The following is a 16,901-nucleotide window of genomic DNA, read 5'->3' as shown; positions in this document are numbered from 1 at the left end:
GGCTGAGGTGCGAGGAGCCCGGCGACGAGCCCCGACGCCTCGGTCAGGAGGACCGGGACCCGGGGGTCAGTCGTCGCTGCTGGACGTCTTGAGGCCCTGGGTGATGAGGTCCATGACCGAGGAGTCGGCCAGCGTCGTGGCGTCGCCGACCTCGCGGTTCTCGGCGACGTCGCGCAGGAGGCGGCGCATGATCTTGCCGGAGCGGGTCTTCGGCAGCTCGGGCACGACCATGATCTGGCGCGGCTTGGCGATCGGGCCGATCTCCTTGGCGACGTGGTTGCGCAGCGCCGCGATCGCGTCGTCGGTGCCGCCCTCGTCGCCGGCGGACTCGCGCAGGATCACGAACGCCACGACGGCCTGGCCGGTCGTCTCGTCGGCGGCGCCCACCACGGCGGCCTCCGCGACCGAGGGGTGCGACACGAGGGCCGACTCGATCTCGGTCGTGGAGAGCCGGTGACCGGAGACGTTCATGACGTCGTCGACACGGCCGAGGAGCCAGATCGCGCCGTCGTCGTCCTTCTTGGCGCCGTCGCCGGCGAAGTAGTAGCCCTGCTTCTCGAAGCGCGACCAGTACGTCTCCTTGTAGCGCTCCTCGTCGCCCCAGATCGTGCGGAGCATCGAGGGCCACGGCTCGGTGACGACGAGGTAGCCGCCACCGCCGTTCGGCACCGGCACGCCGGCGTCGTCGACGACGTCGATGCTGACGCCGGGGAAGCCGATCATGGCCGAGCCGGGCTTGGCCTTCGTGACGCCCGGCAGCGGGGTGATCATGTGCGCGCCGGTCTCGGTCTGCCACCACGTGTCGACGATCGGGGTGCGCCCACCGCCGACGTTGTCGCGGTACCAGACGTAGGCCTCGGGGTTGATCGACTCACCGACCGAGCCCAGGATGCGCAGCGACGTGAGGTCGTGCTCGGCGGGGATCTGGCGGCCCCACTTCATGAACGTGCGCACCGCGGTGGGCGCGGTGTAGAAGAGCGTCACGCCGTACTCGGCGATGATCTCCCACCAGCGGCCCTTGTGCGGGGTGTCGGGGGTGCCCTCGTAGAGCACCTGCGTGGCACCCTCGGCGGTCGGGCCGTAGACGATGTAGGAGTGGCCGGTGACCCAGCCGATGTCGGCGGTGCACCAGTACACGTCGGTCTCGGGCTTGTGGTCGAACGTGCCGTGGAACGTCGCCGCCGCCTGGGTGAGGTAGCCGCCCGAGGTGTGCAGGATGCCCTTGGGCTTGCCGGTGGTGCCCGAGGTGTACATGACGTACAGCGGGTGCTCGGCGTCGAAGGCCTCCGGCGTGTGGTCGGTCGAGGACTCGCCCACGACCTCGTCCCACCAGACGTCGATGTCGCCGTTCCAGGCGACGTCCTGGCCCGTGCGCTTGACGACCAGCACGTTCTCGACGGGGCTGTCGTCGCCGAGCTTGGCGAGCGCCTCGTCGACGGCGGGCTTGAGCGCCGAGGGGTTGCCGCGGCGGTAGCCGCCGTCGGCGGTGATGACGAGCTTCGCGCCGCAGTCGTCGACGCGGGAGGCGAGGGCGTCGGAGCTGAAGCCGCCGAACACCACGGTGTGCGGTGCGCCGAGGCGGGCGCAGGCCAGCATCGCGATGACGGCCTCGGGGATCATCGGCATGTAGATCGCGACCCGGTCGCCGGTCTCGATGCCGAGCTCGGTGATCGCGTTGGCAGCCTGGCTGACCTCGTCCTTGAGCTGGCTGTACGTGATGGTGCGGGTGTCACCGGGCTCGCCCACGAAGTGGAACGCGACCTTCTCGCCGTTCCCGTTCTCGACGTGCCGGTCGACGCAGTTGTAGGCCACGTTGAGCTTGCCGCCCACGAACCACTTCGCGAAGGGCGGGTCGGTCCAGTCGAGGACCTCGGTGAACGGGGTGTCCCAGGTCAGGCGCTCGGCCTGATCGCCCCAGAAGCCGAGCCGGTCCTTCGCGGCGGCCTCGTAGGTCGCCTGCGTGAAGTTGGCGTTCGCGGCCAGGTCGGCCGGCGGCTCGAAGGTGCGGTCCTCGTGGGCGAGGTTGCTGATGGTCTCGTCGGTCACAGGTGTCTCCTGGTCGAGGGGCTGTCGAAGTTCATGGTGTCCCACGCCACAGTCTGCCGCGCGGCGTGTTGCTCGGAAGTTGCAGGTCGGGGGCGCGGACTGCGCCCGCGCCCCCGACCCGCTAGCGGCTCACTTTTCCGCGCCGGCTCCGGTGAAGGAGCGGACCTCGAGCTCGGGGAACCGCTCCTCGCTGACCCGGCTGCGGGTCGTGACGGTGCCGAGCCAGCCGAGGAAGAAGCCGAGCGGGATCGAGACGATGCCCGGGTTCTCCAGCGGGAACCAGCTGATGTCGATGTTCTCCGGCAGCAGCGACAGGTTCTTGCCGGTCGCGTCGACGCCCTTGCCCGACACGATCGGGCTGAAGAGCACCAGTCCCACCGACGAGATCAGGCCGCCGTAGATGCTCCAGACGGCGCCGCGGGTGTTGAAGCGCTTCCAGAACAGGTTGAACAGCAGGGCCGGCAGGTTGGCCGAGGCCGCCACCGCGAACGCCAGCGCGACGAGGAACGCCACGTTGAGGTTCTTGCCCGGGATCGCCAGGGCGATCGCGACGCCACCGATCACGAAGGCCGCCATGCGGGCCATCTTGACCTCGTCCTTCTCCGACGCGGTGCCCTTCTTCCACACGTTGGCGTACAGGTCGTGCGCCACGGAGGAGGCCGAGGTGAGCGTCAGCCCGGCGACGACCGCGAGGATCGTGGCGAACGCGACGGCGGCGATGAGGGCCAGCAGGATCGCGCCACCGGTCGTGCCCGGACCACCGCCGACGGCTTGCGCCAGGAGTGGCGAGGCGAGGTTGCCGCCGGAGTCGATGATCTGCTGCTTCTGGTCGCCCGTGACGAGGGCCGCGGCGCCGAAGCCGAGGATCAGCGTCATGAGGTAGAACGTGCCGATCAGGCCGATGGCCCACAGCACCGACACGCGCGCGGCCTTGGCCGTGGGCACGGTGTAGAAGCGCACCAGGATGTGCGGCAGGCCGGCCGTGCCGAGCACGAGCGCGATGCCGAGCGAGATGAAGTCGATCTTGCTCGTCGTCGACCCGCCGTACTTCAGGCCCGGTTCCAGGAACGCCTTGCCCTGACCGCTCTCCTGTGCCGCAGTGCCGAGCAGGTCCGACAGGTTGAAGCCGAACTTCGCGAGCACCAGGACGCTGATGAGCAGGGTGCCGAACATCAGCAGCACGGCCTTGACGATCTGCACCCAGGTCGTGCCCTTCATGCCGCCGAGGACGACGTAGAAGACCATGAGCAGGCCGACCGCCGCGATCGTGATGTTCTTCGCGGCCTCGCTGCTGATGCCGAGCAGGAGCGACACGAGCGCGCCGGCGCCGACCATCTGGGCGAGCAGGTAGAAGATCGACACGACGATCGTCGAGGTGGCTGCCGCGGTGCGGACGGGCCGCTGCTCCATGCGGTACGCGAGCTGGTCGGCCATCGTGAACCGGCCGGAGTTGCGCAGCAGCTCGGCGATCAGCAGCAGCGCCACGAGCCACGCGACGAGGAAGCCGATCGAGTACAGGAACCCGTCGTACCCCGACAGCGCGATCGCGCCGGAGATGCCGAGGAACGAGGCGGCCGACATGTAGTCGCCGCCGATCGCGAAGCCGTTCTGCATGCCGGAGAAGGAGCGTCCGCCGGCGTAGTAGTCGGCCGCGGTCTTGGTGTTGCGGCTGGCCCAGAAGGTGATGCCGACCGTCAGCAGGACGACGAAGCCGAACAGCGAGGCGGTCAGGACGCGGTTGTCGCTCGTGCTGCCCTCGGCCGCCAGGATCACGCGGTCGTCGGCCAGCGCGGTGTGGAGGATGCTCATCAGTCGACCTCTCGCTCGAACTGGGCCCGGAGCTCGTCGGAGATCGGGTCCATCTTCGCCAGCGAGTAGCGGGCGTAGGCGTAGGCGATCGCGAAGGTCGTGACGAACTGGAGGAGGCCGAACAGCAGGGCGACGTTGATGTTGCCGAAGACCTGCTGGCCCATGAAGTCGCCCGCGTAGTTCGAGCACAGGACGTAGGTCAGGTACCAGACCATGAACGCGATCGTCATGGGCAGGACGAACTTGCGGTAGGCGGCCTTGAGCGCCGCGAACTCCGGGGTGGCGTGGATGCGGGCGTACTCCGCCTGCACCTCGGGACTGACCTTCTCGGCCACGTCGATCACCTTCTTCTGTCTCGTGACGGCCCGCGGGGGAGCAGGGACCGCTGGACACGGATGTGTCGTGGCTCACGCTAGGAAGACGGAGCCCTGTGGGCCAGGTCACAGGACGGGTGCAGCGGTGAAGACCGGTGGCCGTGCGTTCGCCGGTCGTCAGGACGCGACGAGCGGTCCCTCTGGGGCGACGAGCGGTCAGGGCGCGTGGCGGCTCCTGCCGGCCGTCGCGGCGCGCAGGATCGCTCGGCCGTCACCGAAGCACGGCAGCACGAAGACCGCATGGGCGAGGTACCACGGGTGCAGCCAGAGACCGGGCACCGCGAGCGCGAGCAGCAGGCCCACCGCGACGCACGAGCCGGGGCCCGCGAGGGCCACCGCCACGAGCTGCCGCGAGGTCAGCGTGCCCGCCGGGATCAGCGACAGCCGCCAGACGGTGCGCTCGAGCCGCACCGACGCGACGGTCGGGATGCGGCGCAGGCCCAGCAGGTGGGCGGCCTCGTGCAGCACGAACGAGGCGGTCAGCCCGGCCACGCCCCACAGGAGCAGCATCCCGGCGATCCTGGCCAGCGCGGGGTCGCCGCTGGAGGCCCACCACCAGGTGCCCCCGGCCGTGAACGAGGCCAGCAGGGCGAGGAGCGGCCAGACCTGCGCGGTCGTCGCGGCGGCGAGCCCGACGACCGTGGCGCGGCGCTGCATCGATCAGGCCAGGCCGCGCTCCTCGAGGAGCCGCTGGCGGTGGATCTTCAGCAGCCGGTAGGCCACCTGGATGAAGGCCAGCACGACGGCGAGGAACACGAACAGGGCGATCAGGGGGATCGGGTCGTCGACGCCGGCAGTGATCGCGGTCGAGCCGTCGGACTGCTCGACGGTCTGGAACATCAAGGACCCGAAGAACGCGCGACGGTCGGTCTCGACGTCACCGTCGGTCGAGAACATGAGGACCAGCAGGATCACCGCTGCGGTCACGAGGGTCAGCAGGGCTGCCCCCGCCAGGGCGTTGATGACGACGAGCGACTTCTTCATGGCGTCTCCTTGACTCGAAGGTGGTGATGCCGACGACGCTGTAGACGACGGCGAGGGCGAGGGTGGCCGCGACGACGGTCGTCGAGACCCGGGGCGGCAGGTTCAGCAGGCCGACGGCCAGGCCCACGGTCGTCACGATGACGACGGCCAGGGACATGCCGATGAAGAGCGAGAACGGGTTGTCGTCGACCGCCGGGAAGACGATGCCGACCGCCAGGGCCAGGACGGTCGACGCGAGGCTGCCGAGCAGCGGGAGCACGACGGCGGCAGCAGAACCCTCGATGACGACGGCAGCGATCGTGAGCGGGACGGCGAACGCCGTCCACACGACGAGCTGGGCGCGGACGAGCCGGCCGTAGACGCCCCAGGGCGACTGCCGGCCCCCGCGCAGCAGGCGCAGCGGCTCGGTCGCGGCGAACTGGTAGAGCGCCCCCATCGAGAGCAGGGAGAGGGCCCACAGCGGGTGGGCCAGGGGCCGCAGCGACAGGGCGATGAAGACCGCCACCGCCAGGACGGCCGGGAGCCAGGTCTGCAGGCTCCGGACCGCGCACCAGTCGTACGGGGTGAGGAGTCGTCGGGTCAGCGGGCCGGCCCTCCAGGGCAGGTAGCGCGACTGGGCGAGGTGGCGGTTGGGGGTCAGGAGCACGGTCGCCCAGGCAAGCAGGGCGACGGCCGCCGTGGCCGCCGCGAGCGACGGCACCGGGCCCCACCGGTCCGACAGGGACGCGACGGCCGCCGTCCAGGGGCGGTCGTCGGTGCCCGCGAGGTAGGCGGTGCTGACGGAGGCCGTCAGGCCCGGGACGGTGGCGGCGAAGGCTGCGGCCAGGGCGAAGAGGACGAGCAGGAGCGTCGGCGGCTGCGCTCGGCGCAGGCCGGAGGCGCTGAGGAGGCGGGTGAGCAGCTGGTAGCCGAGCCCGACCGCGACGTAGGTCAGCAGCGCGGGCAGCACGACCGACTCGGCCAGGGGGACCAGGATCGACGGTCCGCGGATCACGAGCGACGCGACGGCGAGCGCCCCGATCCCGACCGCGACGACGATGCCGGCCATCGCACCCTCGTAGAGCACGAACGCGGCGGCGCGCTCGCGGTTGGTGACCGGCAGGGCGAACGTCATCGCGAGCATGCCTTCCGCGTTCAGGAACAACGTCTTGGTCAGCAGCACCGCGACGAGGCACCACTGCACCGTCGAGATGCTCATCGCGTCGAGGAGCAGCCCCCACGCCCCGGGCTCGGACCGGAGCGGATCGAGGAAGGCCACCGCAGCGGCGACCGCGGCAGCGCCGAGCCCGGTCGCGAGGGCGAGCGCGGCGACGCGCAGCGGGCGCGAGGCCAGGACGCCGGTGCGCATGACCCGGCGCCCGAAGTAGCGCAGCAGCAGGTGGGCCAGGGTGAGCGCGCGCGACCACCGCACCTCAGCGTGCCGCCGAGTCGAGGTGGTCGAAGACCAGCGTCGCCAGCGAGCCGTGCCGGTCGACCAGGGCGCGGACGGGCGCGTCGACGACGACGCGGCCCAGGTCCAGGAAGACGATGCGGTCGGCGAGGCGCTCGAGCAGGGCGAAGTCGTGGGTGCACAGCACCACCGCGCCGCCCTCGTCGCGCAGGCGCCCGATCTCGTTCTCGCACAGGCGCAACGAGCCGACGTCGATGCCGTTGAGCGTCTCGTCGATCACGGTCAGGGGTCGGCGGGTCGTCAGTGCGGAGATCAGCTGGGTCTTCTTGCGCATGCCGTGGGAGTAGTCCTCGACGAGGTCGTCCAGGCGCCCCTGCATGCCGAACCGGGTGAACAGCTCGGTCGGGTCGGGCAGGTCGATCCCGTACAGGTGGCCGACCATCTCCAGGTACTCGCGACCCGTCAGGAACTGCGGCAGGTAGTCGTCGCTCGGCAGGTAGAGGGAGGCGTGCTTGGCCGCCGCGCCCGTGTGGGGGTGCCCGCCGATCGTGAGGGTGCCGGACTGGTGGGCCAGGAGGTCGAACACGACCTGGATCAGGGTCGACTTGCCGGAGCCGTTCGGGCCGATCAGGCCGACGACCTCACCGGAGTCGGCGCGCAGGTCGACGTCGTCGAGCACCTGCACCCCGTGCTCGTAGGAGTAGTGGACCGATCGTGCGTCGAGCATCGTCATCGTGGCGTCCTCTGCGGGTCGAGGGGGTGGCGGAACCGGCCAGTGCGGGGGCACGGCCGGCTCCGCCGGGGGTTGCACCTACTTGCACTCGAAGCGGACCTTCAGACCGAAGTCCTTGAAGCCCCACTCGCCGGTGAACTTCTTCTTCTGCTTCACGACGCACCAGATCGCGATGCCGGCGGTGATGCTGGCGCCCAGGCCCAGGATCACGGCCGTGAAGACGAGGAACCATCCGTCGTAGCGGACCAGCCCGTCCTCGATCTTCACGCGAGCCCGGTGCACCGCGTTGCTCGACCACGTGTAGGCGTGGGCCGAGGCGGTGTTCGGCAGGTCGATCACTGACATTGCGTACGTCCTTCCCCGATGCGAGCCCGAGGTCCGGACGCCGGTCGCGGCCGCATCCCCCGATACTCATAGGTATCATTACTGCGGGACGGGGGTACTCGTCAACGGTCAGCTCTGGCGCTGTGGACAACTCCTCCGGCCGGGTGGGTTGTGGCACCCCTTTCGAGGCTCGCTCGTTCCTCGCTCGCACCTCAAGGGGCGGGGCGGAGGCTGACCGCCCCCTGAGGTGCGACGAAGGAGCCTCGAAGGGGGCACGTCAGCCACGTGTGGTGAGCACCTGCCCTTCGAGGCTCGTCGTTCCTCCTCGCACCTCAGGGCCAGGGAACCACCGGTGACACCTCTACCACCGGGGGCGGACGGGTCAGGCGCGCTCGGGGGTGTGGAGCTTCGCGAAGACCCGGTCGACGTCCTCGGGGCGGGCGGGGCGGGTCAGCAGCGAGACGGCGATCATCAGGCCGAAGCCGAGCGGCACGGTCCACACCGCCGGCTGGGCGAGGACGAGCCCGACCCACCCGTCGGGGTCCAGGCCCAGGGTCACGAGCGGGGCGATGCCGGCCGCGAGGCCACCGCCCACGAGCCCCGCGACGGCACCCTGGCGGGTCAGACGCGGCCACCAGATCCCCAGCACGAGCAGGGGGCAGAACGTCGAGGCGGCCAACGCGAACGCGAAGGTCACCGAGGTCGCGATCGGGATGTTGTCGGCGGTCAGGGCCAGCGCGAGCGGCGGGAGCACGCACGTCACGGCGGCGACCCGCACCGACGCGACGCCGGCGAGGCGGCCGCCGAACCACCGCCGGCGGTCGATCTCCTGGCCCACGACGCCGGCGGTGGCCATCGTGAGCCCGGACGACGTCGACAGGAAGGCGGCGAAGGCTCCGGCGAGCAGCAGCGCGCCGAGGGCGTCGGCACCCGTCGTGAGCATGCGTTCGGGGAGCTCCAGGATCACCGTGTCGGCGCGTCCCGCGTCGCTGAGGTCGCCCGCGTACACCCGGCCGAGCGCCCCGTAGGCGGTCGGCAGGAGGTAGAACACCCCCAACAGTCCGAGCACGATCAACGTCGTCCGGCGGGCCGCGACGCCGTCGCGGTTCGTGTAGAAGCGCACCACGACGTGCGGCAGACCCATCGTGCCCAGGCACGTCGCGGTCAGCACCGCGTACGCCGTGTAGAGGCGCTCGGCACCGAGGTCGGCGTCGGGCAGGGCCCAGCCGCCGGTGGCCTCCGGGAGCGGGGCCCCGTCGCCGCGCCAGGCGATCACCAGGAAGACCAGGGGGACGAGCAGCGCCGTGAGCTTGAGCCAGTACTGGAACGCCTGGACGAACGTGATCGAGCGCATCCCTCCCGAGGCCACGAGCGTCGCGACGACGACGGCCACGACGGCGATCCCGCTCCACACCGGCGCGCCCGTGACGGCCTGCATCGTCAGGCCCGCACCCTGGAACTGCGGCATCAGGTAGAGCCAGCCGACCGCCACGACCAGCAGGGTGCAGACGTGGCGCACCGCCGCCGACCGCAACCGCCAGCCGGCGAAGTCGGGGATCGTGTATGCGCCGGACCGGCGCAGCGGTGCCGCCACGACGACCAGCAGCAGGAGGTATCCGGTGGTCCAGCCGATGGGGTACCAGAGCACGTCGGCGCCCGCCACGAGCACGAGCCCGGCGACGCCGAGGAACGAGGCCGCCGAGAGGTACTCGCCGCCGATCGCGGACGCGTTGAGCCACGGCCCGACGCTGCGGGAGGCGACGTAGAAGTCGCTCGTCGTGCGGCTCCAGCGCATCGCGAGCGCACCGATCGTGAGCGTCGCGAGCACGACGAGCACGATCGCGGCGATGCCGGCCGAGGTGTTCACAGAGCCTCGGCGGCCGGGTCGGTGGGCGACTCCATCAGCGCGACGAAGGTCGTCTCGTTGCGCTCGGCCCGCCAGACGTAGGCCCGGCCGAGCCACCAGACCCACGGGTAGACCAGCACGCCGAGGACGATCCAGACCGCGGGGACGCCGCCGATCGTCCACGTGCGCACCGGCAGGTCCGACCAGAACAGCACGGGCAGCACGCCGATCGAGACGGCGGCGACGAGGGTGGTGGCGATCGCGGCCCGGCGCTGCGCGCGCACGAGGGAGCGCACGTAGACCGCGCCGACCGTCGACTGCTCGGCGATCTCCTGGCGGGCGCTGCGGCGCTGCGGGGCGGGCGCGTGCACGAGGGGACTGGTGACCCGCACGCGCTCGCGGTACGGCTGCTGCGGCTCAGGAGTCACGGAGCAGCTCGCGCAGGTCGCGGTGGTGGCGCCGTGAGACCTCGACCTCCAGCGTCGCGTCGCCGCTGGGCAGGACGATCGTCGTCCGGCCCGAGGACTGGCGGACCTCGCGGATGTGGCGGCGGTTGACGACGTGGCTGCGGTGCACCCGCACGAACTCGTGCTCCGACCAGGTCTCGGCGACGTGGCTCAGGGTCATCCGCACGAGGTGCGACGTGCCGTCGATCGTGTGGAGGCGGACGTAGTCGCCCTGCGCCTCGACGTCGGTGATGGTCGACCGCACGACGAACCGGGTGACACCGCCGAGCTCGACCGCGATCCGCTCGTCGACGACCGGTGCGGTCCGCTCGCCCGCGTCGACCGCGCGGCGGATGCTCTCGGCCAGCCGCTCCTCGCGGACGGGCTTGAGCAGGTAGTCGACCGCGTTCATCTCGAACGCCTCGATCGCGTGGGCGTCGTGGGCCGTCACGAACACGACCTGCGGCGGGTGGGCGAAGCGACTGAGCAGCCGGGCGATCTCGAGGCCGCTGAGGCCCGGCATCGCGATGTCGAGGAAGGCGAGGTCGACGTCGCCGCCCTCGAGGACCCGCAGTGCCTCGGTGCCGGACGAGGCCGTGCGGACGTGCCCGATGCGGTCGTCGCGCGCGAGCAGCCAGACCAGCTCGTCGAGCACGGGGCGCTCGTCGTCGACGACGAGGACCCGCAGGCCCGCGGCGGTCGACGGCTCGTTCACCCGCGTGAGTCTACGGCCGCGTGACGGCGGTCACCTCGGGGTCGGGGCAGGTGGTTCAGGAGGGATCGCGGGGATTGAACTTCGGCACGCGCAACGAGACCTTGGTGCCGAGCCCGGGGGCCGTCTCGACGACGATGCCGTGGTCGTCGCCGTAGACCGCGCGCAGGCGCTCGTCGACGTTGGCCAGGCCGATCGAGCCGCTGCTGGCGCGCCCGGCAAGGGCCTCGCGCACGACCTCGGGGTCGCTGCCCACGCCGTCGTCCTCGATCTCGATGACGCACGCGGCCCCGGCGTCGCGGGCCACGACCGTGATGTGGCCCGGGCCGTCCTTCGGCTCGATGCCGTGGCGCACCGCGTTCTCCACGAGCGGCTGCACCGCGAGGAACGGCAGCGTCACGTGCAGCACCTCGGGCGCGACGCTCGAGGTGACGCGCAGGCGGTCGCCGAACCGGGCCTTCTCGAGCACGAGGTACCGCTCGATCGAGAGCAGCTCGTCGGCCAGGGTCGTGAAGTCGCCGTGGCGGCGGAAGGAGTAGCGGGTGAAGTCGGCGAACTCGAGCAGCAGGGAGCGCGCACGCTCGGGGTCGGTGCGCACGTACGAGGCGATCGCGCCGAGCGAGTTGTAGATGAAGTGCGGCGAGATCTGCGCCCGCAGCGCCCGCAGCTCGGCCTCCATGAGGGCCGTGCGCGAGGCCGCGAGCTCGCCCAGCTCGAGCTGGCTCGAGATCCAGCGGGCGACCTCGGTCGTGGCCCGCACGAGGCTGGCCGAGGGGTGGTCGGTGCCGACGACGAGCGTGCCGACGACGCGGTCCTCCACCGCGAGCGGGGCCACGACCAGGCGGTCGGACGCCTGGGTGCGGCCCTCCGCCAGCACGGCCTCGACGAGCGGCACGGCCTGCTCCGCCGCGACGTCACCCGAGGACGCGACCACCCCGGCGCCGTCGGTCAGCGCGGCGGGGGCGTCGCCCAGCAGGGCGCGCAGGTAGGGCAGCGCCCGGGCAGCGCCCTCGGTGTCCAGACCCGCGCGCAGCGCCGGTGCCGCGAGCGAGGCGGTGTGCAGCGTCGCGTAGGTGGCCAGGTCGTCCGGGCTGCCGAGCGACTCGTCGCGCTGCCGCACGGCCCGGCGCCAGCCCGCGAGCCCGAGCAGCACGACGGCCGCCCCGAGCACCGCACCGCCCACGACCTCCATGCCCGGGACGCTACCCCGCCACCCCCGCCGCTGGGCGGTGACCTACGTGCCGAATTCGGGTCGAGTTCGGCGCGTAGGTCACCGCCCGTGCGGGGTTTGGCGCGCAGGTCACCGCCCCGGCTCGACACCGTCGGACTCGGGTGCCACGGTGGAGTCGTCTCGCGATGAGATATCTTGACGTCAAACTATTCTTGCGTGCGAAACGGAGACCCCGTGGCCGACCCGACGATCATCTACACCCACACCGATGAGGCGCCCGCACTGGCGACGCACTCGTTCCTGCCGTTCATCGAGGCCTACGCCTCGACGGCGGGCGTGCAGGTCGAGACCCGCGACATCTCGCTGGCCGGCCGCATCATCAGCCAGTTCCCCGAGCACCTCGAGGAGGGCCAGCGCATCGCTGACGCCCTCGCCGAGCTCGGCGAGCTCGCGCTGCGCCCCGAGGCGAACATCATCAAGCTCCCCAACATCTCCGCCTCCGTGCCGCAGCTCAAGGCCGCGATCGCCGAGCTGCAGGACCAGGGCTACGCGCTCCCCGCGTACCCGGAGAACCCGCAGACCGACGAGGAGAAGGAGATCCGCGCCCGCTACGGCAAGGTCATGGGCTCCGCCGTGAACCCGGTCCTGCGCGAGGGCAACTCCGACCGTCGCGCCCCCGCGTCGGTGAAGAGCTACGCCAAGAAGCACCCGCACCGCATGGGTGCCTGGTCGGCCGACTCCAAGACCGACGTCGCCACGATGGGCGTCCGCGACTTCCGCTCCAACGAGAAGTCCGTCGTGATCGAGGCCGACGACACCCTGCGCATCGAGCTCGTCGGCGACGACGGCTCGACCACCGTGCTCAAGGAGTCGCTCCCCGTCATCGCCGGTGAGGTCGTCGACGCCACGTACCTCGACGTCGCCGCGCTGCGCGAGTTCCTGACGGAGCAGATCGCCAAGGCCAAGGCCGACGGCGTGCTGTTCTCGGTGCACCTCAAGGCCACGATGATGAAGGTCTCCGACCCGATCATCTTCGGCCACGTCGTGCGCGCCTTCTTCCCGAAGACGTTCGCCGCCTTCGGTGCCGACCTCGCCTCCGCGGGCCTCAGCCCCAACGACGGCCTCGGCGGCATCCTCGCCGGCCTCGACGCGCTCTCCAACGGCGCCGAGATCAAGGCGTCCTTCGACGCCGAGCTGGCCGAGGGCCCGGAGCTGGCGATGGTCAACTCCGACAAGGGCATCACGAACCTGCACGTGCCGAGCGACGTCATCGTCGACGCCTCGATGCCGGCCATGATCCGCACCTCGGGCCACATGTGGGGCCCGGACGGCGGCGAGGCCGACACGCTCGCGGTCATCCCCGACTCGAGCTACGCCGGCGTCTACCAGGTCGTCGTCGACGACTGCAAGGCCAACGGTGCCTACGACCCGGCCACGATGGGCACGGTCCCGAACGTGGGCCTCATGGCGCAGAAGGCCGAGGAGTACGGCAGCCACGACAAGACGTTCGAGATCCCGACCACCGGCACCGTCCGGGTCGTGAACTCGGCCGGCGACGCGATCCTCGAGCACGTCGTCGCCCAGGGTGACATCTGGCGCGCCTGCCAGACCAAGGACGTCCCGATCCGCGACTGGGTCAAGCTCGCCGTCACGCGCGCCCGCGCCACCGGCGACCCGGCCGTGTTCTGGCTCGACGAGTCGCGTGCGCACGACGCCAACCTGATCGCCAAGGTCAACGCGTACCTGCCCGAGCACGACACCGACGGCCTCGACATCCGCATCCTCTCGCCCATCGAGGCGACGAAGCTGTCGGTCGAGCGCATCCGCAAGGGCGAGAACACGATCTCGGTCACGGGCAACGTGCTGCGCGACTACAACACCGACCTGTTCCCGATCCTCGAGCTCGGCACCAGCGCCAAGATGCTGTCGGTCGTGCCGCTGATCAACGGTGGCGGCCTGTTCGAGACCGGCGCCGGTGGCTCCGCTCCCAAGCACGTGCAGCAGCTCGTCGAGGAGAACTACCTGCGCTGGGACTCGCTCGGTGAGTTCCTCGCGCTGGCCGTGAGCCTGGAGCACCTCGCCCAGACCACGGACAACGCCCGCGCGCAGGTCCTGGCCGACACGCTCGACCGCGCGACCGGCACGTTCCTCGACGAGGACCGCTCGCCCGGCCGCAAGCTCGGCACGATCGACAACCGCGGCAGCCACTTCTACCTGGGCCTGTACTGGGCGCAGGAGCTGGCCAAGCAGACCGAGGACGCGGCCCTGGCCGAGGCCTTCGGCGCGGTCGCCGGCTCGCTGGCCGACAACGAGCAGAAGATCGTCGACGAGCTCCTCGCGGTGCAGGGCTCCCCGGCCGACATCGGCGGCTACTTCCAGCCCGACGTCGAGAAGGCGGCCAAGGTCATGCGCCCGTCCGCCACCCTCAACGAGGTCCTCGCCACCCTCGGCTAGTCATCCAGGCCGCGGGCGGCGAGGGCGTCGCCCGTGGCATAGGCGTGGGCGACGACCCTGATCGCGAACGGCACCAGCAGGGCCCGTGGACTCCTCTCGAGACCGCGGGCCCTCGCTGCGTCCCGGGTCTGGTTCGCCACCTCCAGGACCGCCGGCAGTGCGCGAAGCACGAGGGCGAACGCCAGGGCGATCCGTTCGGGCCGGACCCCGACGAACCGCAGCGGCGAGGTGGTCCGCTCCACGGTGCCGAGCAGGTCGTCGACGGCGGTCGTGGCGGTGAACGCCAGGCCGACCAGGAGCAGCGCGAGCAGGCTGCTGACGACCGTGACGGCCACCTCGGGTCCGCGCTGCCAGGTCTGGAACGCGGCCACGAGCACCATCAGCAGCAGGAAGCCGCGCATCGTGCGGAGCGTGCGCCGCAGGGCGAGCCCCGACCAGACGGCGACGCCGACCGCGACGACGGCGAAGGCCGGGGAGGCCACCGGTCCACGCGTCGCGACGACCAGGATCGACCAGGCCGCGAGCACCGCGAGCTTGGGACCCACCGGCATGCGGTGCAGCAGCGTCGTGCCCGGGCGGTAGGCGCCCAGGAGCTCAGACATCGGCGTCGGCCAGCGCTCGGTAGTGTGCGACCGCGTCGTCCGCGGGCCCGTCGAACACGACGCGAGCGGCGTCGACCACCAGCACGCGGTCGCAGCGCCGGGCCAGGTCGAGGTCGTGGGTCACCAGCACGAGCTGCTGCCGCAGGCCGAACAACCGATCCGCGACCGAGCGCGTGTTGCGCAGGTCCAGCAGCGTCGTCGGCTCGTCGGCCACCACGACCTCGGGCTCGGTCGCGAGCACCCCGGCGAGCGCCAGGAGCTGCTTCTGCCCGCCGGAGAGCGAGTGGACCGGCACGTCCGCCCGGTCGCTGAGACCGATCGCGTCCAGCACCTCGCGGGCGCGGCGCTTCCGCTCCGCCTTGTCCGGGACGCTGCGGCGCAGCGAGAGCGTCACGTCCTCGAGCGGGGTCGGCATGACGAGCTGGGCGTCGGGATGGGTGAAGACGAAGCCGACGCGGCGTCGCACCTCGCGGCCGTCGCTGTCGACGTCGAGGCCGTCGACCAGCACGCGCCCGGCCGCCGGGAGTGCGAGGCCGTTGAGCAGGCGGGCGAGGGTCGACTTGCCCGAGCCGTTCGCGCCGATGACCCCGATCCGGTGCTCGCCGAGAGCGAGGGTCGTCGGTTCCAGCAGGGTGACCGGGCCGGTGGGGGAGTCGACCACGACGGTCGCCTCCCGCAGCTCGATCATGGGGCGAACCTACCCGCGCGTGAGGCGCGGGAACGCGCGGTGCACCGCGGCGGCGACGATCGCGGCGATGACGCCCTTGGCGATGTCGGCCGGGAAGAACGGCGTCGCGTAGCCCCAGGCGACGCCCCACGAGACGTCGAGCGCGCGGGCCATGCCGAGCGTGCCGAGGGTGCCCACGACGGCGACCGTCACGACGGCTGCCGCGGCGGCGACGGCGACGGTGAAGACCGCGGGGCCACGGCGGACCGTCAGCGTCGCGACGAGACCCACGAGGAACGCCGCGATCGGGAACGCCACGAGGTAGCCGCCCGAGGCGCCGCCCCAGACGCCCGGGCCGGCCTGGCCCTGGGTGAAGATCGGGACGCCGGCGGTCGCGACGGCCAGGTAGAGCGCCACCGCGAGGAAGCCGCGCTTGGCGCCGAGCACCGCTCCGGCCAGGAAGACGCCGAACATCTGCAGCGTGAAGGGCACGCTGGCGACGCCGTTGATCGCCGGAAGGATCGCGCAGACGCCGATCACGGCCGCGAAGGTCGTGACGAGAGCGAGGTCGGTCGCGGGCGAGCTGCGGCGCTTGAGCGGCGCGGCGGGGGCGGGGGTGGGGGACGAGGTGGTCATCAAGGCTCCTGAACGGTGTTCACCTGAACGGTGTTCGGTAGTGTGGCACACGATCCCGTTCGGGGTCCACGCGCACCCGGTCGGAGGCTCCATGGCGAACACGCTCGACGACGTCGTCTCCGGCGCCCTGGGCGTGCTCGACGAGTTCGGCCTGGAGTTCTGCTCGATGCGGCGGGTCGCCGGGTCGCTCGGGGTGCAGCCCAGCGCGCTCTACCACCACGTCGCGAACAAGCAGACGCTCCTGTCGCTGATGGCTGCACGGATCGTCGCGGACGTCGAGGTGAGCGACGACGTCGCGGGCTCGCTGCACCAGCTCCGGGCGGCGATGCTCGCGGTGCGCGACGGTGCGGAGGTCGTCGCGACGGCGTCGGCCTTCCGGCTCGAGGTGTCGACGTTCGAGGAGGCGCTGGCCGAGCGGGTCGGACTCGACCTCGCCCGCACGCTGCTGATCTACGTCGTCGGGCACACCCAGTCGACCCAGCTCCACCGCCAGGCCGCCGCGGTCGGCGCGATCGCCCTCGATCCCGACCTCGACGGCTCCTTCGCCCGCGGCCTCGCCCTCATCCTCCGCTGACGGATTCCCACGAGACCGCTCGAATCCTGCATCGAGCGTACGAAGTTTCGTACGCCTGAGGCCGGATTCCTGGGTGAACCCAGGAATCCGCGCGGTGGAGCGCCCGCAGATGGCGGATTCGTGGGTGAACCCA

General features: G+C 71.4%; 17 protein-coding genes. 2 read left to right on the top strand and 15 right to left on the bottom strand.

The window, feature by feature from the left end:
• Nucleotides 1-66: 66 nt before the first annotated feature.
• The 12 genes from acs to ABD127_RS14995 all read right to left on the bottom strand — a co-directional run bounded on the left by acs (nt 67) and on the right by ABD127_RS14995 (nt 11,856).
• On the bottom strand, nt 67-2,046 hold the full coding sequence (acs, locus tag ABD127_RS15050; protein ID WP_344202988.1) for an acetate--CoA ligase: 1,980 nt from the start codon (nt 2,044-2,046) through the stop codon (nt 67-69).
• Between the two features lie 129 nt (nt 2,047-2,175).
• Complete coding sequence (locus ABD127_RS15045; RefSeq protein ID WP_344202986.1) at nt 2,176-3,855, bottom strand: solute symporter family protein; 1,680 nt, start codon at nt 3,853-3,855, stop codon at nt 2,176-2,178.
• Nucleotides 3,855-4,190: a DUF485 domain-containing protein gene (locus ABD127_RS15040; protein ID WP_344202985.1), complete on the bottom strand. Its 336-nt coding sequence runs from the start codon at nt 4,188-4,190 to the stop codon at nt 3,855-3,857. Before ABD127_RS15040 ends, ABD127_RS15045 begins: the two co-directional genes overlap by 1 nt.
• 195 nt (nt 4,191-4,385) lie before the next feature.
• Nucleotides 4,386-4,886, bottom strand: coding sequence for a hypothetical protein (locus tag ABD127_RS15035; protein WP_344202983.1), 501 nt, complete (start codon nt 4,884-4,886; stop codon nt 4,386-4,388).
• A gap of 3 nt (nt 4,887-4,889) precedes the next feature.
• Nucleotides 4,890-5,213 (bottom strand): hypothetical protein, encoded by a 324-nt coding sequence (locus ABD127_RS15030; protein WP_344202982.1) that lies wholly within the window; start codon nt 5,211-5,213, stop codon nt 4,890-4,892.
• Entirely contained in the window at nt 5,107-6,624 is a 1,518-nt protein-coding gene (locus ABD127_RS15025) for a hypothetical protein (protein ID WP_344202980.1), read from the bottom strand. The genes ABD127_RS15030 and ABD127_RS15025 overlap by 107 nt, the downstream gene beginning before the upstream one ends.
• 1 nt (nt 6,625) lies before the next feature.
• Nucleotides 6,626-7,336 carry an ATP-binding cassette domain-containing protein gene (locus ABD127_RS15020; RefSeq protein WP_344202978.1) on the bottom strand — a complete coding sequence of 237 codons (711 nt, stop codon included), beginning with the start codon at nt 7,334-7,336 and terminating at the stop codon, nt 6,626-6,628.
• A 78-nt stretch (nt 7,337-7,414) separates the two neighbouring features.
• Complete coding sequence (locus tag ABD127_RS15015; protein ID WP_344202976.1) at nt 7,415-7,681, bottom strand: hypothetical protein; 267 nt, start codon at nt 7,679-7,681, stop codon at nt 7,415-7,417.
• Between the two features lie 361 nt (nt 7,682-8,042).
• Nucleotides 8,043-9,527 carry a sodium/solute symporter gene (locus ABD127_RS15010; protein ID WP_344202974.1) on the bottom strand — a complete coding sequence of 495 codons (1,485 nt, stop codon included), beginning with the start codon at nt 9,525-9,527 and terminating at the stop codon, nt 8,043-8,045.
• Entirely contained in the window at nt 9,524-9,934 is a 411-nt protein-coding gene (locus tag ABD127_RS15005) for a hypothetical protein (protein WP_344202972.1), read from the bottom strand. Before ABD127_RS15005 ends, ABD127_RS15010 begins: the two co-directional genes overlap by 4 nt.
• The gene (locus tag ABD127_RS15000; RefSeq protein WP_344202970.1) at nt 9,924-10,667 is read right to left on the bottom strand and encodes a LytR/AlgR family response regulator transcription factor; all 744 of its coding nucleotides are present in this window, start codon (nt 10,665-10,667) and stop codon (nt 9,924-9,926) included. The genes ABD127_RS15005 and ABD127_RS15000 overlap by 11 nt, the downstream gene beginning before the upstream one ends.
• Before the next feature lie 55 nt (nt 10,668-10,722).
• A complete protein-coding gene (locus ABD127_RS14995; RefSeq protein ID WP_344202968.1) occupies nt 10,723-11,856 on the bottom strand; it encodes a sensor histidine kinase in 1,134 nt (377 codons plus the stop codon).
• Nucleotides 11,857-12,051: 195 nt separating this feature from the next.
• On the opposite strand from ABD127_RS14995, the gene ABD127_RS14990 reads away from it, so the two are divergent.
• The gene (locus ABD127_RS14990) at nt 12,052-14,289 is read left to right on the top strand and encodes an NADP-dependent isocitrate dehydrogenase (RefSeq protein ID WP_344202967.1); all 2,238 of its coding nucleotides are present in this window, start codon (nt 12,052-12,054) and stop codon (nt 14,287-14,289) included.
• Here ABD127_RS14990 and ABD127_RS14985 read toward each other — a convergent pair.
• Genes ABD127_RS14985 through ABD127_RS14975 form a run of 3 tightly spaced genes read right to left on the bottom strand, consistent with a single transcriptional unit; the run spans nt 14,286 to nt 16,194 of the window.
• The gene (locus tag ABD127_RS14985; protein ID WP_344202965.1) at nt 14,286-14,891 is read right to left on the bottom strand and encodes an energy-coupling factor transporter transmembrane component T family protein; all 606 of its coding nucleotides are present in this window, start codon (nt 14,889-14,891) and stop codon (nt 14,286-14,288) included. The two genes, ABD127_RS14990 and ABD127_RS14985, sit on opposite strands and share 4 nt — an antisense overlap.
• Nucleotides 14,884-15,579: an energy-coupling factor ABC transporter ATP-binding protein gene (locus tag ABD127_RS14980; RefSeq protein WP_344202963.1), complete on the bottom strand. Its 696-nt coding sequence runs from the start codon at nt 15,577-15,579 to the stop codon at nt 14,884-14,886. Before ABD127_RS14980 ends, ABD127_RS14985 begins: the two co-directional genes overlap by 8 nt.
• 9 nt (nt 15,580-15,588) lie before the next feature.
• Nucleotides 15,589-16,194 carry a biotin transporter BioY gene (locus ABD127_RS14975; RefSeq protein WP_344202962.1) on the bottom strand — a complete coding sequence of 202 codons (606 nt, stop codon included), beginning with the start codon at nt 16,192-16,194 and terminating at the stop codon, nt 15,589-15,591.
• 91 nt (nt 16,195-16,285) lie between these two features.
• On the opposite strand from ABD127_RS14975, the gene ABD127_RS14970 reads away from it, so the two are divergent.
• Nucleotides 16,286-16,768 carry a TetR family transcriptional regulator gene (locus tag ABD127_RS14970; protein WP_344202960.1) on the top strand — a complete coding sequence of 161 codons (483 nt, stop codon included), beginning with the start codon at nt 16,286-16,288 and terminating at the stop codon, nt 16,766-16,768.
• The last annotated feature ends 133 nt before the right edge of the window (nt 16,769-16,901 follow it).

The organism is Aeromicrobium alkaliterrae (assembly GCF_039529015.1).
GTDB classification, from domain to species: Bacteria; Actinomycetota; Actinomycetes; order Propionibacteriales; family Nocardioidaceae; genus Aeromicrobium; species Aeromicrobium alkaliterrae.
The sequence above is the reverse complement of the archived record's forward strand: the minus strand, read 5'-3'. Positions and strand labels throughout refer to the sequence as shown.

What these genes read in the sequence shown, in the direction of transcription:
- ABD127_RS15030 (WP_344202982.1), bottom strand. Translation starts at nt 5,213, where the DNA reads ATGAAGAAGTCGCTCGTCGTCATCAACGCCCTGGCGGGGGCAGCCCTG.
- ABD127_RS15015 (WP_344202976.1), bottom strand. Translation starts at nt 7,681, where the DNA reads ATGTCAGTGATCGACCTGCCGAACACCGCCTCGGCCCACGCCTACACG.
- ABD127_RS14975 (WP_344202962.1), bottom strand. Translation starts at nt 16,194, where the DNA reads ATGACCACCTCGTCCCCCACCCCCGCCCCCGCCGCGCCGCTCAAGCGC.
- ABD127_RS15045 (WP_344202986.1), bottom strand. Translation starts at nt 3,855, where the DNA reads ATGAGCATCCTCCACACCGCGCTGGCCGACGACCGCGTGATCCTGGCG.
- ABD127_RS15020 (WP_344202978.1), bottom strand. Translation starts at nt 7,336, where the DNA reads ATGACGATGCTCGACGCACGATCGGTCCACTACTCCTACGAGCACGGG.
- ABD127_RS15035 (WP_344202983.1), bottom strand. Translation starts at nt 4,886, where the DNA reads ATGCAGCGCCGCGCCACGGTCGTCGGGCTCGCCGCCGCGACGACCGCG.
- ABD127_RS14985 (WP_344202965.1), bottom strand. Translation starts at nt 14,891, where the DNA reads ATGTCTGAGCTCCTGGGCGCCTACCGCCCGGGCACGACGCTGCTGCAC.
- ABD127_RS14995 (WP_344202968.1), bottom strand. Translation starts at nt 11,856, where the DNA reads ATGGAGGTCGTGGGCGGTGCGGTGCTCGGGGCGGCCGTCGTGCTGCTC.
- ABD127_RS14970 (WP_344202960.1), top strand. Translation starts at nt 16,286, where the DNA reads ATGGCGAACACGCTCGACGACGTCGTCTCCGGCGCCCTGGGCGTGCTC.
- ABD127_RS14980 (WP_344202963.1), bottom strand. Translation starts at nt 15,579, where the DNA reads ATGATCGAGCTGCGGGAGGCGACCGTCGTGGTCGACTCCCCCACCGGC.